The sequence below is a fragment of the Synechococcus sp. CBW1006 genome, assembly GCF_015840525.1.
In the GTDB taxonomy this organism is placed as follows: domain Bacteria; phylum Cyanobacteriota; class Cyanobacteriia; order PCC-6307; family Cyanobiaceae; genus CBW1002.
Map to the genome: position 1 here is coordinate 1,508,274 of NZ_CP060396.1, position 16,131 is coordinate 1,524,404.

The 16,131-nt window shown below is 57.8% G+C and carries 12 protein-coding genes and 1 pseudogene; 7 read left to right on the top strand and 6 right to left on the bottom strand.

The window, feature by feature from the left end; genetic code table 11:
- Window positions 1–106: 106 nt before the first annotated feature.
- Both H8F26_RS19300 and H8F26_RS07200 read left to right on the top strand, forming a co-directional pair.
- The gene (locus H8F26_RS19300) at window positions 107–568 is read left to right on the top strand and encodes a helix-turn-helix domain-containing protein (RefSeq protein WP_231605525.1); all 462 of its coding nucleotides are present in this window, start codon (window positions 107–109) and stop codon (window positions 566–568) included.
- Window positions 532–1,677, top strand: coding sequence for an IS3 family transposase (locus tag H8F26_RS07200; RefSeq protein WP_231605526.1), 1,146 nt, complete (start codon window positions 532–534; stop codon window positions 1,675–1,677). Before H8F26_RS19300 ends, H8F26_RS07200 begins: the two co-directional genes overlap by 37 nt.
- A 33-nt stretch (window positions 1,678–1,710) precedes the next feature.
- Here the strand turns inward: H8F26_RS07200 and H8F26_RS07205 are convergent, their stop codons facing one another.
- Entirely contained in the window at window positions 1,711–2,760 is a 1,050-nt protein-coding gene (locus H8F26_RS07205) for an IS256 family transposase (protein WP_231605527.1), read from the bottom strand.
- A gap of 604 nt (window positions 2,761–3,364) precedes the next feature.
- On the opposite strand from H8F26_RS07205, the gene ltrA (H8F26_RS07210) reads away from it, so the two are divergent.
- Window positions 3,365–4,615 carry a group II intron reverse transcriptase/maturase gene (ltrA, locus tag H8F26_RS07210; protein ID WP_231597922.1) on the top strand — a complete coding sequence of 417 codons (1,251 nt, stop codon included), beginning with the start codon at window positions 3,365–3,367 and terminating at the stop codon, window positions 4,613–4,615.
- Between the two features lie 183 nt (window positions 4,616–4,798).
- On the opposite strand, the gene H8F26_RS07215 is transcribed toward ltrA (H8F26_RS07210), so the two are convergent.
- Window positions 4,799–5,662, bottom strand: coding sequence for an IS5 family transposase (locus H8F26_RS07215; RefSeq protein ID WP_231605528.1), 864 nt, complete (start codon window positions 5,660–5,662; stop codon window positions 4,799–4,801).
- Between the two features lie 506 nt (window positions 5,663–6,168).
- Between H8F26_RS07215 and H8F26_RS07220 the strand changes: the two genes are divergently transcribed.
- Window positions 6,169–6,879: a hypothetical protein gene (locus H8F26_RS07220; protein WP_197158552.1), complete on the top strand. Its 711-nt coding sequence runs from the start codon at window positions 6,169–6,171 to the stop codon at window positions 6,877–6,879.
- Window positions 6,880–6,903: 24 nt separating this feature from the next.
- Here the strand turns inward: H8F26_RS07220 and H8F26_RS07225 are convergent, their stop codons facing one another.
- Window positions 6,904–7,305, bottom strand: coding sequence for a transposase (locus tag H8F26_RS07225; RefSeq protein ID WP_197158553.1), 402 nt, complete (start codon window positions 7,303–7,305; stop codon window positions 6,904–6,906).
- 47 nt (window positions 7,306–7,352) lie between these two features.
- On the opposite strand from H8F26_RS07225, the gene H8F26_RS07230 reads away from it, so the two are divergent.
- Complete coding sequence (locus H8F26_RS07230; protein ID WP_197158554.1) at window positions 7,353–8,522, top strand: IS3 family transposase; 1,170 nt, start codon at window positions 7,353–7,355, stop codon at window positions 8,520–8,522.
- Window positions 8,523–8,534: 12 nt separating this feature from the next.
- On the opposite strand, the gene H8F26_RS07235 is transcribed toward H8F26_RS07230, so the two are convergent.
- The 3 genes from H8F26_RS07235 to ltrA (H8F26_RS07245) all read right to left on the bottom strand — a co-directional run bounded on the left by H8F26_RS07235 (window position 8,535) and on the right by ltrA (H8F26_RS07245) (window position 12,945).
- Window positions 8,535–9,206, bottom strand: coding sequence for an IS5 family transposase (locus H8F26_RS07235; RefSeq protein ID WP_231605529.1), 672 nt, complete (start codon window positions 9,204–9,206; stop codon window positions 8,535–8,537).
- A 609-nt stretch (window positions 9,207–9,815) separates the two neighbouring features.
- Entirely contained in the window at window positions 9,816–11,405 is a 1,590-nt protein-coding gene (locus H8F26_RS07240; protein ID WP_197158555.1) for an SGNH/GDSL hydrolase family protein, read from the bottom strand.
- A gap of 289 nt (window positions 11,406–11,694) precedes the next feature.
- Entirely contained in the window at window positions 11,695–12,945 is a 1,251-nt protein-coding gene (gene ltrA, locus H8F26_RS07245) for a group II intron reverse transcriptase/maturase (RefSeq protein WP_231597922.1), read from the bottom strand.
- A 649-nt stretch (window positions 12,946–13,594) separates the two neighbouring features.
- On the opposite strand from ltrA (H8F26_RS07245), the pseudogene istA reads away from it, so the two are divergent.
- Window positions 13,595–14,482: pseudogene (istA, locus tag H8F26_RS19305) on the top strand (IS21 family transposase); the annotation flags it as partial.
- Between the two features lie 574 nt (window positions 14,483–15,056).
- Entirely contained in the window at window positions 15,057–15,851 is a 795-nt protein-coding gene (istB, locus tag H8F26_RS07255) for an IS21-like element helper ATPase IstB (protein ID WP_231597868.1), read from the top strand.
- Window positions 15,852–16,131 lie beyond the last annotated feature (280 nt).

Genomic DNA, 16,131 nt, shown 5'->3' on the forward strand with positions numbered 1-16,131 from the left:
CCGGTTCAGGAAAGATGTCACCCCTTTCATCCGTTCATCCGGGGGCTTGAGGAAATGACCCATGCGTCGTTACAGCGAGGCCGTCAAGGCTGATGTGAGGAGGCGGATGAGCCCGCCGCACAGGCAGTCCGTGGCTCGGATTTCAGAGGAGCTGGGCATCCACGTGATCACCCTCTACAAATGGAGGAAGACCTGGCGGTTGCAGGGGGAGGTGGTGCCGGCATCCGAGAAGGAACCAGAGGGCTGGAGCGCTGCCGACAAGTTCACGGTTGTGCTGGAGACGGCGGGGCTGAACGCCACCGAGCTGGGCGCCTACTGCCGTGAGCGGGGCCTGTTCCCTGAGCAGGTGAGCCGCTGGCGGCAGGCGGCCCAGGATGCCAATGAAAAGCCAGTGCTCACCTTGAAAGAGCAGAAGGAGCTCGAGAAGCTCCGCGCCCAGGACCAGCGCGAGATCAAGGCCCTCAAAAAGGAGCTGCAGCGCAAGGAAAAGGCCATGGCGGAGATGGCGGCCTTGCTGGTGCTGCGAAAAAAGTGGGAGGCCTTCTGCTCGGAGGACGCGGAAGGCTGACCAGCGCCGCGCACCGGCGGAAGGTGATCGAGCTGATCGGCGAGGCGAATACCGCTGGCGCCTGCCTGGTGAGCGCCTGCGGTGAGATCGGCATCTGCCTGCGCACCCTCAAACGCTGGCGCAAGGCCTTTGGTGGTGATGGGGACGGCAAGGACCGCCGTAAAGGCAGCCCCCGCGATGTCGCTCACCGCCTGAGCGAGGAGGAGCGCCAGCGGATCCTGCTCACCTGCAACCAGCCGGAGTACGCCTCGCTGCCGCCGGGGCAGATCGTGCCAGCGCTGGCGGATCAGGACCTCTATATCGGCTCCGAGAGCAGTTTCTATCGGGTGTTGCACCAGGCAGGGCAGTGCCACCGGCGCGGGCGTGCCCGGCTGCCGCAGGAACCGCGCTCCGTGCCGCGTCTGCGGGCGGATCGCCCCAATGCGCTCTGGTCGTGGGACATCAGCTTCCTGCCGACCACGGTGCGGGGTGTGTGGCTGTACCTCTATCTGGTGGTCGACGTCTGGAGCCGCAAGGTGGTGGCCTGGGATGTGGCCGAGGTGGAGTCGGCTGAGATCGCGGCGGATCTGGTGCAGCGGGCCTGTCTCAAGGAGCGCTACCGGCGGCCCAGCGGCTTTGGCAGCCAGCAGTGCCAGCAGCCGCCACTGATCCTCCATGCCGACAACGGCAATGCCATGCGTGGGGCGACGCTGGAATCACGCCTGGAGGAGATGGGCGTGCTCAGATCCTTCTCGAGGCCAAGGGTTTCCAACGACAACCCCTACTCGGAATCCCTGTTCCGAACGGTCAAGTACCGGCCCGACTACCCTAATCGGCCGTTTGCCTGCAAAGCGGAGGCGTGCGAGTGGGTAGCGGCATTTGTCGACTGGTACAACCATCGGCACCGCCACAGCGGCATCAAATTCGTCACGCCCCACCAGCGCCACAGTGGAGCCGCCAAGGCCATTTGCCAGCAGCGAGCCGAGGTCTACGAGAAGGCTCGCCTGGCCAATCCAACACGCTGGAGCCGAAGCACCCGCTGCTGGCGTCAACCCGAAAAAGTTTGGATTAACAAGCCACCAGAGGAGCCCGAACCGATCCTCGCGCTACCTTTGATCCAGGCCGCCTGAGTGGCAGCCAAGGAGTGACACCTTCCCTGAAAGTCACCGTACCGCGCCCACCAGGCGGGTGATCGACGCGTCGTTGGGGAAGATGCCGACGACGCGGGTGCGGCGCTTGATCTCCTCGTTGACCCGCTCCAGCAGGTTGGTGCTCCAGACCTTCTTCCAGTGAGGCTGCGGGAAGTGACGGAAGGCCAGCACGTCCTCTCTGGCCTCGTTCATGAGCTCGGTGGCCTTGGGGAAGCGCTCCGCCAGCGAGGCGGCCAGGTCATCCCAGCGGCTGAGGATCTCTCCGGCATCCTCCTGAGCGAACACCGAGCGCAGGGCGGCGGTGACCATGCCCTGGTGGGCTTTGGGGACGCGCTGGAGAAGGTTGCGGGCGAAGTGGACGCGGCAGCGCTGCCACACACAGCCCTGCAGCTGGCGCCTGATGGCCTTGGTGAGGCCCACGTGGGCGTCGCTGATCACCAGCTTGACGCCAGTGAGGCCGCGCTCCTTGAGCGAGGCAATGAACTCGCTCCAGAAGCCCTCGGTTTCGCTGTCGCCCACCTTGAGGCCCAGCAGCTCACGGCGACCATCGGCGTTGACCCCCATGGCGACGACGACGGCCCTTGAGCAGACCTGCAGGGCCTTGCCCAGCCGGCCGTGGAGGTAGGTGGCATCCAGGTAGACGTAGGCGTAGCCGGACTCCTGCAGGGGCCGGTTCAGAAACGCCTGAACCTGCTCGTCGATGTCCTGGCAGATGCGACTGACCTGGGATTTGGAGATACCGCTCTGGGATCCCAGGGCGGCGACCAGGGCATCCACCTTGCGGGTGGAGACCCCACAGATGTAGGCCTCCATGATCACGCCGTAGAGGGCCTGCTCCACCCGGCGACGGGGCTCGAGGATCGAGGGCAGGAAGCTGCCAGCCCGCAGTTTGGGGATCAGCAGGTCGATGTCGCCTACCTGGGTGGTCAGACTGCGGGGCCGGTAACCGTTGCGATAGCCGAGCCGCTCCTCGGTGCGCTCGTGGCGGTCGGCACCCAGCACGGCAGCGACCTCCAGCTCGATCAGCTGCTGCAGGCCGTAACGGGCCAGCTCGGGGATCAACTCACCGGCAGTGCTGCCATCCAGTAGCGGCGCGAGGTCGGGTGCGGCACAGTAAGTCTTGGGCGTGTGTCACGAGTCAGCAGGTGAAAGCCAAGGCTGATGAAACTGCATCGGGGATGGGAGTGTGGCCTCCCGGGATCGGCCTGCAGGGGCTGGTACCAAACCACCCCGTGCTGCTGCGTTCAAAAGACGTGGTGGTGAGCGACGGGGAAACGGCGGACTGGATCCGTCAGGTGTGCGACGAGAAGGTGAGCGCAAGCGAACCGTTGATGACGCGCCGATATCTATTTCAGACGCTGCCAAAACGGGAGGCGGCCCAAATCTCCTGGATCAGTGTGGACAGAGCCTGTCTATGGACCACACGGCAGCCGGCGTATAGACGGCACGAGCTCATCGCAGGCCCTGATGCGGAACGTGAGAACCTGCCATGGAATGCCAAGGGAACATCCCAAGTGGTCACCACCATGAGGGTCAATACCGATGTCTGTGGCAGGGGCGGAGCAACCCGTAGTAGCGATGATGGGTCTGTAACGGACTCGGAGCCAAGGGGTTGCATCATCCCGTTTGGAGTCTCCCATCAACTGCCTACGGCAGGAGGAATGGGATGACAACAGACAAGCCGCTACCGATTACCAAGGTGATGGTCTGGAAGGCCTATCAACAGGTGAAACGGAACGGACAGGCGGCCGGTGTGGATGGCCAAAGCCTGGACGACTTCAACAAGGATCTGGAGAATAATCTCTACAAACTCTGGAATCGGATGGCATCAGGAAGTTATCTTCCGCCACCAGTTCGGCGTGTGGAGATTCCCAAATCCGGTGGAGGCGTCAGGCCGCTGGGTATCCCGACGGTTGCTGATCGCATCGCACAGATGGTGGTCAAGCAGGTGCTGGAGCCAGAGCTGGAGCTGATCTTTGATCAGGATTCCTACGGCTACAGACCGGGCAAGTCAGCGCATCAGGCAGTAGAGGTCTGCCGTCAGCGCTGCTGGAGGTCCAACTGGGTTCTCGATCTCGACATCAAGGGGTTTTTCGATGCTATCGATCACGACCTGTTGATGCGCGCGATCAAGGCCCATACCTCCGAGCGCTGGGTGGTGCTCTACCTGCAACGATGGCTGCAGGCACCGGTTCTGTTGCCGGATGGCACGCTCCATCCCAGGGACCGGGGCACACCGCAAGGTGGTGTCATCAGTCCACTGCTGGCCAATCTGTTCCTGCACTATGCGTTTGATGTGTGGATGCGCCGGAGCCACCCGGCCATTGCCTTTGAGCGCTATGCAGATGATGTGATCTGTCATTGCCACAGCGAGAAGGAAGCTCGGCGGTTGCTGGAGGCATTGCAGGATCGCTTTGCGTCCTGTGGCCTCCAGCTTCATCCCCAGAAGACCCAGGTGGTCTACTGCAGGGATAGCAACCGCCGGGCACCGTTTGCTGATGTCACGTTCACGTTTCTTGGTTTCGCGTTTCGGCCACGTGTGTCTCGCAATTCTCGCGGAGTCATCTACACAGGCTTTTTGCCGGCAGTGAGTCCGCAGGCTCTCCAGCGTATGCGGGAGAGGATTAGGTCGATAGGGCTTCCATCGCTCGTGTATCTGTCGCTTGAGGAGATCGCTAAAGTGCTGAATCCAGTGATTCGTGGCTGGATTCAGTACTACGGTCGTTTCTATAGGACAGAACTGATCAGGAAGTTGTATCGCTACCTGGATGACAGAATTGCAGCCTGGTTACGGCAGAAGTACAAAAGGCTGCGGGGTCGTCGGCTCCAAAGCTGGCGAGTACTTGCCAGGATCAGGTCTGGACATCGTGATCTGTTCGCGCACTGGCGTCGAGTCAGTGAAGTGGCATGTGGATGATGGGAGCCGTATGACGCGAGAGTGTCACGTACGGTTCTGTGAGCACCTCGGGGGGAAGTTCCCCGGGGTGACTCGACATGGTTCGTCTGGTTGAGGTGGTTCTCGAACCAGGGAAACGGGCCTGCCCACCCCTTGCAACGCCAGCCGCTGGGCCAGCCACCTGAGGTGCGCGGCCCACCCCGGCTACGCCGGGGTGGGGGTGCCGGGGGATTTACACCAAGCCTTGGGACGCCAGCTTCGTTTGCTGACACTGGGGGGGCTTTCGAAGCCACCTAGACTCAGAAGATCCTCAAAGCATTCACCTGAATACGCTGAGTCTGCCCAAACAAAGTCATGTTCGTTTTCTGGATCCAGCAAGCGTGGGAGCAACTGGCTGTCGTGAATGTTGGCAGGAGTGACAGCATATCGGCGGATGAATCCATGGTCAACATCGATACAGATGCTGTTCTTGTAACCGTAGTAACTGATGCCGTTCTTTTTTGTCCAGCGAGCATCTAAATCCTTCTGCTGCAAGCGATCTGGGTTTTCATCCCAGCCCTCCGGCAGCCTCCCGGCTTTGATTTCTTTGTTCTCCTCGCGGGTATTGCGTTGCTTGGGAACCGGAACAAGAGTTGCATCGATGATCTGGCCACCGCGGGCTTGGAGGCCCTGGGAGCGGAGGTATGCCTCAAACATCTCGAAGAGCTCCTCGATAACTTCCGCCTTGCGCAGTCGCTCTCTGAAGAAGGCGACTGTGGTGGCATCAGGAATGCTGTTCATCACACCAAGCCCGACAAACTCCTCAAAGGAGCGCCTGTCATTCACCTGAAATTCAAGCTCTTCATCGCTGAGGTTGAAAAGCTGCTGGAGAACGAGCATCTTGAAAAGGATCAGCGGATCAATCCTCTTGCGCCCTGCATTAGTCTTGCGCTCATGGACATAGCCCTTGTCAAGCAGTGGGCGGAATGAATCCCAAGGGATCGATTCAGAAAGTCGCTGAAGAACCGGCTTCTTCTCCTTGAGCTTTGCGACTCTTTGCTGTTCGTCCCAGAAGCCTCTCTGACCCACTGCAGAATTAGAATGTCATCAATCTAATATTAGCTCAGATTAGGCATATTGCATTGGCTTGTTGATTTATCGAGGTGCCCTTGCGAAAATTCTGATTAAGATACCATCTTTATTGGCGCACTTTTACACAATGTTAGTCGTCGCTATTGGTTGGATGATATTCAGAGTTGAGGATCTTTCTAGGTTGACTCAATTTTTTGGAATTCTAATGCCTCAGCCTGGAAGTATAATTTCATTTAATGATCTTTTCTATGCGGCACCGCCTTCTAATGAGTTTATAATAATCAGTGTTATGGGCTTTTTGTTTGCGACAAAAATTCCTGTGAGACTATACTGTTGGCTCAAAGTCCTTGTAAGTAATCAGTTTAAATTTATTCCTATGGAGATATTGAGCTTGATTTCAGAATGTGTAAACGGAAATCTACCCTTAGTCCTGTTTTGGCTATCTCTTCTGAAAGTAGCAGCAGGAACGTATAATCCATTTATTTATTTTCGATTTTAACTCGATGAAAATTAAGAGCTTGATCTTACTTGCTTTCCCGGCTTCTCTGCTGATCACTTGCATAATTACTCTTGCTAAAGATGACAAAAGTGTGTCTTCACTTGAAAAACGAGAGCTAACCACTAGAAGTCAATTAAATTTTTCTGATATTAAGAGTCTTTTTTCTCAATTAGATAGTTTTGCTGCTGATCAATTAGCTTTTCGCGATGAACTCTCGCGCACGCACGCTGCTATAAAAATTAATATTGGCGATTCACCTTCTCCAGACGTTTCTATCGGCAAAGAGGGCTGGTTCTTTCTGGGTTCGATGATTTCAAAAAAATACCCTCAACTTTTTGGCATCAAAGGCAACGATGCTAGTAGTAAAGAGGAATTAGTCGATACTCTTGAGGAAAGGTCTCGCATTTACGAATGGCTTCGTTCAAAAAATATTAAGTATTTACTAACCATTGCGCCCAACAAGCATACGATCTACGCTAATTATCTTCCTGATTATCTGGCAAGTAAAGTTAAAAATAAAAAAGGGCTAGAGCTTGTCAAGCATGTAATTTCTTCTAGCTACGACTTCCCGTATCTTGACCTAAAGCCTCCTCTGATTGACTTTAGGCCACCTCGAATAATCAGCTATTCGCAAGGTCTCTGTGGACACGAAAAAGCCGCCGAAGAGGCGGCAGAGCATGAGAGCCTTATATCGTCTATTGACGAGATCTCCTGAACTATGGGAGCTTCTCTGGGAGATTCATGCAACAGTTGCTATATGGGAAGAGCGCTGGAGATAACGAAGGAAGTTGAAGGTCAGGTTCTTGAGGCCCCACCAAGCATCATTCCTTTCTAGCCCAATTTTTCTTGTCAGTTTTCCACCCATGGACATAGTCATGCAGCCGAAGACATGCTCCACACAAGCTCTGATTGACGACTTGACACGATTCAGTTCCTTGGCTTTGTCGCTGAGAGGATGATTGCGAGCACCTTTTTCATGGATCAGGCTTTCGAAGCCACCTAGACTCAGAAGATCCTCAAAGCATTCACCTGAATACGCTGAGTCTGCCCAAACAAAGTCATGTTCGTTTTCTGGATCCAGCAAGCGTGGGAGCAACTGGCTGTCGTGTGAGGTGGTCTGGCTTTTCTGGACAGGCCCCATCGTTAACCTCTGAGGCGGGGTACCGCCCCTGAAAGGGGCTCCCACCGATGAGCAAGCGCCGCACCCACAGCCCCGAGTTCAAGGCCAGGGTCGCCATGGAGGCGATCAGTGGCCGCAAGACGATCCAGGAGATCGCCGCCGACCACGCCATCCACCCGATCCAGGTGAGCCAGTGGAAGCGGCAGCTCCTGGACGGTGCCAGCGAGCTCTTCACCCGAGGCAAGAAGACCAAGGACAAGGAGGAGGGGCAGGCCAAGGAGGCGGAGCTGTTCCAGCAGATCGGACGGCTGCAGATGGAGCTGGAGTGGCTCAAAAAAAGTCTCAACTGCTCTGATGCCCGTGAACTGCGCAAGCTGGTCGATCACGACCACCCCGAGCTCAGCATCAGCAGGCAGTGTGCGCTGCTGGGGCTGCCTCGATCCACGCTGTACTACCGGCCGACACCGGTCCGTGTATCGACGCTGCGGATCATGGCCAGGATCGATGCTCTCTACCTGGAGGATCCCTGCAGCGGCAGCCGCCGGATGGTGGACTATCTGGCCCAAGATGGTATCCCGATCAGCCGAGATCGAGTGCGAAACCTCATGCGGCGCATGGGATTACGGGCGATCTACCAGAAGCCCCGGACGACGGTTCCAGGTGATCCGTCCGTGCGGTTCCCCTGCCTGGTGGACCTCACGCAGGTCACGTCGGTGGATCAGGTCTGGGCGACCGACATCACCTACATCCCTCTGCAGAAAGGGTTCCTCTATCTGGTGGCGATCATGGATCTCCATTCCAGGCATGTGCTCAGCTGGAGGCTCTCCAACAGCCTTGACACGAAGTTCTGTCTGGAGGCCCTGGAGATGGCCTTGGGAGGCGGCCGTAGGCCAGAGATCTTCCACTCCGATCAAGGCTGTCAGTTCACGTCCGCTGACTTTGTGGCCAGACTCAAAGGGGAGCGGATCCAGATCAGCTGGTCCGGCAGAAAGCGGTGCTACGACAACATCCTTGTTGAACGGCTGTGGAGGACTGTCAAGTACGAGGAGGTCTACCTACGGGCATACAGCGATGGCTGGGACGCTGAAATCAGCCTGGCCCGCTTCCTGTGGCGGTATTGCCATGTAAGACCTCACAGTTCCCTTGGAGGCAAAACTCCCCACGCGGTCTACACTGAGGCCGAACCATGTTCCACCCGTCCTGGGTTAACGATGTCAGGGGCCGGAACTGTCCAATAAAAGGCACCCACCTCAGTGAATGTTGGCAGGAGTGACAGCATATCGGCGGATGAATCCATGGTCAACATCGATACAGATGCTGTTCTTGTAACCGTAGTAACTGATGCCGTTCTTTTTTGTCCAGCGAGCATCTAAATCCTTCTGCTGCAAGCGATCTGGGTTTTCATCCCAGCCCTCCGGCAGCCTCCCGGCTTTGATTTCTTTGTTCTCCTCGCGGGTATTGCGTTGCTTGGGAACCGGAACAAGAGTTGCATCGATGATCTGGCCACCGCGGGCTTGGAGGCCCTGGGAGCGGAGGTATGCCTCAAACATCTCGAAGAGCTCCTCGATAACTTCCGCCTTGCGCAGTCGCTCTCTGAAGAAGGCGACTGTGGTGGCATCAGGAATGCTGTTCATCACACCAAGCCCGACAAACTCCTCAAAGGAGCGCCTGTCATTCACCTGAAATTCAAGCTCTTCATCGCTGAGGTTGAAAAGCTGCTGGAGAACGAGCATCTTGAAAAGGATCAGCGGATCAATCCTCTTGCGCCCTGCATTAGTCTTGCGCTCATGGACATAGCCCTTGTCAAGCAGTGGGCGGAATGAATCCCAAGGGATCGATTCAGAAAGTCGCTGAAGAACCGGCTTCTTCTCCTTGAGCTTTGCGACTCTTTGCTGTTCGTCCCAGAAGCCTCTCTGACCCACTGCAGAATTAGAATGTCATCAATCTAATATTAGCTCAGATTAGGCATATTGCATTGGCTTGTTGATTTATCGAGGTGCCCTTTAAGAAAAGAGGTGGCCTGTCAGATCTTTACCATAACAGCGATACACACTGGAATAATGATGGGGCAAATGTTGCCCAGTACTTTATTTTGTCAAAGCTTAGTCTTCTTCTTGATAAAAACTTGAGTGCCCCACCCTGTACTCAACAAAACCTAATCTGAAGCCTAAGACTGGCGACCTTGCTACTTTTATGAATGCAGATTTTATTAAAACTCAAGATACATCTGCTGCGTTTGGGAGAAATGAATGCAATCCTAAAATCGATCCATCAAGCAAGTCTGGCATTGGAGAGGCCGTCAAAACTTTCTGCAATACCAAGAAAATGCGAGCCCTTGTCTTTCGCGATTCTTTTTTGAAGCCTTGATTCCATATTTTAGCAGGGCATTTGGAGAGGTTGTATATATTTGGGAGTACCCAGACCTTAATCGTGTCAAAAAAATGGTTGAGATTTATGATCCGGATGTGGTTGTCGAGCAAATTGTGGAGAGAAACTTTTATTAATCTGGGCTGCGGGCATTGATGCGAAGCTCAGCTGATCCAGTCGGTGCTGAATGTTATAGCTCCATCCAATTGAATTTGAAGATTGGCAATACCATCGCCATTGAGATCACCTTGCAAAAGTCCATCCGCAAAGCGAAGCTGGCCAGCTGCTCCGCTGAATGGTGCCGAATCAATGTACGTCCAGCTTTGCCCCGTCAGGCTATTCGTTATCCCAAGAACGGCATTGATGCCCAAGCGGTCGCCTTCCTGAGCATTGAAATCAAGGATGCGATCGATTTCTCCAGGCTCTGTATCTGCACGGCTAAAGCTGAAGAAGTCTGCCCCGGTACCACCACGTAGTCGTTCATTCCCACCCCCGCCCTCCAGGAAATCATCACCACGGCCACCATCGAGCAGTTCTTGGTTGCCGCGACCGATGAGTACGTCATTGCCGCGTCGCCCCAATAGTTTCTGATTATTGCCTTTGCCAATAATTAGGTCGTTTTCATCACTGCCAATGATCACAGAAGCACGGCTCTCAATGGTGTTGGTGAGTGTGGCGGCTTCTGTACGACGGCGGGCACTTTGCAGTTGTAGCTCGATGGCATTGCCCAGCATTTTGTGGCCGCTTCTGGTGGGATGAATGTCGTCGAAATAGGCGTAGCTGTTGACCGCCTTGCCATCTGTTCCCACAGGGCTCTGTGCAGGGCTGAGGGTGCTGTCGATGCCATAGCTGGCAAAGTCACCTAATCGTTTTCCAAACTCTTCGTATTGCGCTTCGTATTCTGGGTTAAAGTTGATCAGACTGGCGTATGGAAAAGCTCTTTGAACCTCGTCCACCATGGCCTGAACATTATTGCGAAAATCTTCGATCACCCCTTCATTAATGCTATTCACCCATCCTTTCAGCCACTCTGGGGCCGTGGGGGAGCTTCCCGCCAGAATCAAGCCTGAGAGGAATGGGGCTTGGTAAGGCACGCCATTCACTTCGCCTTGGATCGGGGTGACAGCAGACAACATGGCTTGGCGTGCACCGCCGAATCGCAAGACAGTCTCCAGGTCGTTGCGTAGTTGTTCGATCAGTTGGTTGAGGGTGGCATCGAGTGGTTGCTCGCCGCCAAAGGCCACTAGTAGATCATTGCCACCCGCCCAAACGACGGCGAGTTCGTCGCTATCAATGCGTACGTTTTGTTGGTTGAGTGCTGTGAAAATCTGGGAAGCAACGCCAAGATTGTCAAGGCCGAGCGCGGTAGAAGTCGTGGGATCAGTGAATTGATACAGCGTGGTGAAGCCACTGGTCGCTCCACCCATGGCATAAGAGGTCCCCTGGCGTGTTTGAGCAGTCAGCTCTGGTGGGCTGACTAGGCTGTTAGCATAAAGAAAGTAGGGATCGGCTGGAAGGTTATCTTGATTGGTGAGGCGTCCTGGTCGCAGGCCCAGGGTTTTTGATAGGTCTGTTTGCCAATTGCTCTGGCTATTGCTGAAGGTCACTCCGCTCCAGGGGGGCGACGCATCAGGGGCAAAGACATTGAGCTGTGCCTCGGCGGCACGGGAGCCGTAATCGCTCAGGCTGTCTCCAAAGACATAGAGTCCATTGAATTGTTGACGAAGATTCGTCTTTCCAGTCTTTTTGGCCACAAGTTCATAACTCTATTGTCGTGGAGCTTAGCAGATAAGCCCATGCGTCCAGTGCTGGCGTCCCAAGGCTTGGTGTAAATCCCCCGGCACCCCCACCCCGGCGTAGCCGGGGTGGGCCGCGCACCTCAGGTGGCTGGCCCAGCGGCTGGCGTTGCAAGGGGTGGGCAGGCCCGTTTCCCTGGTTCGAGAACCACCTCAACCAGACGAACCATGTCGAGTCACCCCGGGGAACTTCCCCCCGAGGTGCTCACAGAACCGTACGTGACACTCTCGCGTCATACGGCTCCCATCATCCACATGCCACTTCACTGACTCGACGCCAGTGCGCGAACAGATCACGATGTCCAGACCTGATCCTGGCAAGTACTCGCCAGCTTTGGAGCCGACGACCCCGCAGCCTTTTGTACTTCTGCCGTAACCAGGCTGCAATTCTGTCATCCAGGTAGCGATACAACTTCCTGATCAGTTCTGTCCTATAGAAACGACCGTAGTACTGAATCCAGCCACGAATCACTGGATTCAGCACTTTAGCGATCTCCTCAAGCGACAGATACACGAGCGATGGAAGCCCTATCGACCTAATCCTCTCCCGCATACGCTGGAGAGCCTGCGGACTCACTGCCGGCAAAAAGCCTGTGTAGATGACTCCGCGAGAATTGCGAGACACACGTGGCCGAAACGCGAAACCAAGAAACGTGAACGTGACATCAGCAAACGGTGCCCGGCGGTTGCTATCCCTGCAGTAGACCACCTGGGTCTTCTGGGGATGAAGCTGGAGGCCACAGGACGCAAAGCGATCCTGCAATGCCTCCAGCAACCGCCGAGCTTCCTTCTCGCTGTGGCAATGACAGATCACATCATCTGCATAGCGCTCAAAGGCAATGGCCGGGTGGCTCCGGCGCATCCACACATCAAACGCATAGTGCAGGAACAGATTGGCCAGCAGTGGACTGATGACACCACCTTGCGGTGTGCCCCGGTCCCTGGGATGGAGCGTGCCATCCGGCAACAGAACCGGTGCCTGCAGCCATCGTTGCAGGTAGAGCACCACCCAGCGCTCGGAGGTATGGGCCTTGATCGCGCGCATCAACAGGTCGTGATCGATAGCATCGAAAAACCCCTTGATGTCGAGATCGAGAACCCAGTTGGACCTCCAGCAGCGCTGACGGCAGACCTCTACTGCCTGATGCGCTGACTTGCCCGGTCTGTAGCCGTAGGAATCCTGATCAAAGATCAGCTCCAGCTCTGGCTCCAGCACCTGCTTGACCACCATCTGTGCGATGCGATCAGCAACCGTCGGGATACCCAGCGGCCTGACGCCTCCACCGGATTTGGGAATCTCCACACGCCGAACTGGTGGCGGAAGATAACTTCCTGATGCCATCCGATTCCAGAGTTTGTAGAGATTATTCTCCAGATCCTTGTTGAAGTCGTCCAGGCTTTGGCCATCCACACCGGCCGCCTGTCCGTTCCGTTTCACCTGTTGATAGGCCTTCCAGACCATCACCTTGGTAATCGGTAGCGGCTTGTCTGTTGTCATCCCATTCCTCCTGCCGTAGGCAGTTGATGGGAGACTCCAAACGGGATGATGCAACCCCTTGGCTCCGAGTCCGTTACAGACCCATCATCGCTACTACGGGTTGCTCCGCCCCTGCCACAGACATCGGTATTGACCCTCATGGTGGTGACCACTTGGGATGTTCCCTTGGCATTCCATGGCAGGTTCTCACGTTCCGCATCAGGGCCTGCGATGAGCTCGTGCCGTCTATACGCCGGCTGCCGTGTGGTCCATAGACAGGCTCTGTCCACACTGATCCAGGAGATTTGGGCCGCCTCCCGTTTTGGCAGCGTCTGAAATAGATATCGGCGCGTCATCAACGGTTCGCTTGCGCTCACCTTCTCGTCGCACACCTGACGGATCCAGTCCGCCGTTTCCCCGTCGCTCACCACCACGTCTTTTGAACGCAGCAGCACGGGGTGGTTTGGTACCAGCCCCTGCAGGCCGATCCCGGGAGGCCACACTCCCATCCCCGATGCAGTTTCATCAGCCTTGGCTGTCCGGCGACGATTAGGTAGGCGGGTCCGCGCAACTACATAGGCGGGTCTCAGGACGCGACAACAGGGTTCCGATTCCGGTCTGGAGCCCTGCCATGCCCGCCCCTCTGTCGTTGCGGATCAAGGAGCGGTACATGGCAAAACGGGCCAATGGGCTCAGCCAACAGGTGGCGGCTGATGCGGCGGGGATTTCGGTGCGCAGCGCGCAACGGATCGATCGGGGTGAGCTGCAGCCCGAGGGGCAACAGCAGCAGCGGGGTCGCCATTGGCGCACCCGAGCCGATCCCCTGGCCGAGGTCTGGGAGAGCGTGCTGGTGCCGATGCTTGAGAAGGCGCCGCAACTGGAACCCCAGACCCTGCTGCTTCACCTGGAACAGCTCAGGCCTGGCGAGGAGTGGTACCGGCGCAAGCGGACCCTGCAGCGCCGCGTCGAGCAGTGGCGGGCCCTGCACGGCCCGGCCCAGGAGGTGATGTTCCTGCAGCAGCACCGGGCCGGTGTACTGGGGATCTCGGATTTCACGTTGCTCAAAGGTGAGCCGATCACCGTGGCGGGGGAGGTGCTGGAGCACCGGCTGTTCCACTTCCGCCTGCCCTATTCGGGCTGGTGCCATGTGGCGGTGATCCACGGCGGCGAAAGCTTTGTCGCCCTATCCGAGGCCCTGCAAAACGCTCTCGCTCTTTGCGGTGGGGTGCCGGCGGAGCACCGCACCGACAGCCTGAGTGCTTGCTTCCGCAACCGCGACGGCAGCTACGCCGGCGATTACACGAGCCGTTACCGCGAGCTGTGCGCCCACCTGGGGGTGATCGCCACCCGCAACAACCGCGGCGTTGCCCACGAGAACGGCGCGATCGAGGGCCCGCACCGGCACTGGAAACATCGGCTGGAGCAGCAGCTGATCCAGCGCGGCAGCCGTGATTTCGCCACCGAGGCCGACTACCGGCAGCTCGTCGCCCAGGTCACCAACACGCTCAACAGCCGCTACCAGGTGCAGGGGAACCTGGAGATTGAGCAGCTGCATCTCCAGCCCCTGCCGGTGGAGCGCTTTGCCGACTACGAGCCGGTGGTGGCGCGGGTGCGGAGCACCAGCACGATCGAGGTGCGCTCGGTCACCTACAGCGTCCCCTCGCGGCTGATCGGCCAGCAGCTGACGGTGCACTTGCGCCATGACCGGCTGGATCTGTTCCTGCGCAGCAAGTTCGTGGAGACCCTGCCACGGTTGCATCGGCGAGCGGGAGAAAGCGGGCCGTTGCGGCGGATCGATTTCCGCCACGTGATCGAGAGTCTGCGCCGCAAACCCCGGGCGCTGCTGCGTGCCCAGCTGCAGTCCGACCTGCTCCCCGGAGAGACCTGGCGTCAGTTGTGGCGCTTGCTTTTGGCGGCCCTGCCGCCGGATGAGGCCGCCAAGGTCATGGTGGACGCCCTCCATGTCGCTGCCCGGACGGACGATCTGGCCGGTGTGGAGCGGTATCTGCGGCGTCAGCTCCGCCGCGGTGAGCTGAACCTCACGGCCCTGCGCGATCACTACGGCCTGCGGCCCCCCCGGGGCCTGGCGGCCATGCCCCAGCTCGACATCCCCGAACACACCCTCAGCAGCTATGACGAACTCCTGGTTGGAACCCCCGAGCAGGCCGGCACTGGAAACGGCTCTGCCATCGGTGTTGAAACAGTTGAAACTGCCCCAGTTCCGCAGCCAGTGGCAGGCGGCCGAGCAGCAGGCCACAGCCGCTGGCTGGAGTCCAGCCAGCTACCTCTATGTGCTGGCAGAGCAGGAACACCAGCAGCGGCATCAAGCCCGTCAACGGCGGCTGTTGCATGAGGCCCAGCTGCCGGTCCCCAAGACCCTGGCGGACTACGACTGGAACGCCATCCCGGATCTTGAGCGTCCTCAGATCGAGCAGCTCGCCCACGACACCGGCTGGCTGGATCGGGCCGAGAACCTGCTGCTATTCGGTCCCAGCGGTGTGGGCAAAACCCACCTGGCAGCAGGCATCTGCCGCAGCCTGATCGCCCTGGACCGCACGGCGCGGTTTTTCTCCGCCACCACGCTGGTGCAGGAGCTGCAGCGCGCCAAAGCCGATTACGCCCTGGCTAAGGCCCTGACCCGACTGGATCGCTTTGCCCTGCTGGTGATCGATGACATCGGCTACGTCCGCAAGGACGAGGCCGAGACCTCGGTGCTGTTCGAGCTGGTGATGCACCGCTACGAGCGCAGATCCCTGTTGGTGACCAGTAACCAGCCGTTCAGCGAGTGGGAGAACGTCTTCTCCACCAGCGCCATGACCGTGGCAGCGGTGGACCGGCTGGTGGACCACAGCACGCTGATTCAGATCAATGGCGAGAGCTACCGCCGCAAACGGGCACGGCGGATTGACCGCTCCAGCGCAGGCTGATTCGTCGCCGCGACCAGGCGTCAATTACCCGCCAACCACAAGCCAACCCCTGGCGCCAGGTGCCGGTGATGAGCTCCGCGCTGCCGTCGGACCGTGGGGTCCGCCGGCTCGTGCGCTCCGCTGCAGCGCTCAGGCGGGACAGCAGCAAGAGCACCGGCCAACGGGCTTGACGCCTGGGGCCGATCAGAAGATCCCGGCTCCATGGCAGAGGACCGGGCCAGGGTGGCTCACTTTTCGCTGTCGCCTCCCCCTGCCATGGCAGGGGGAGGACCCGGGGTAA

What these genes read in the sequence shown, in the direction of transcription:
- H8F26_RS19300 (WP_231605525.1), top strand. Translation starts at nt 107, where the DNA reads ATGAGCCCGCCGCACAGGCAGTCCGTGGCTCGGATTTCAGAGGAGCTG.
- ltrA (WP_231597922.1), top strand. Translation starts at nt 3,365, where the DNA reads ATGACAACAGACAAGCCGCTACCGATTACCAAGGTGATGGTCTGGAAG.
- H8F26_RS07220 (WP_197158552.1), top strand. Translation starts at nt 6,169, where the DNA reads ATGAAAATTAAGAGCTTGATCTTACTTGCTTTCCCGGCTTCTCTGCTG.
- H8F26_RS07225 (WP_197158553.1), bottom strand. Translation starts at nt 7,305, where the DNA reads ATGGGGCCTGTCCAGAAAAGCCAGACCACCTCACACGACAGCCAGTTG.
- H8F26_RS07230 (WP_197158554.1), top strand. Translation starts at nt 7,353, where the DNA reads ATGAGCAAGCGCCGCACCCACAGCCCCGAGTTCAAGGCCAGGGTCGCC.
- ltrA (WP_231597922.1), bottom strand. Translation starts at nt 12,945, where the DNA reads ATGACAACAGACAAGCCGCTACCGATTACCAAGGTGATGGTCTGGAAG.
- istB (WP_231597868.1), top strand. Translation starts at nt 15,057, where the DNA reads ATGACGAACTCCTGGTTGGAACCCCCGAGCAGGCCGGCACTGGAAACG.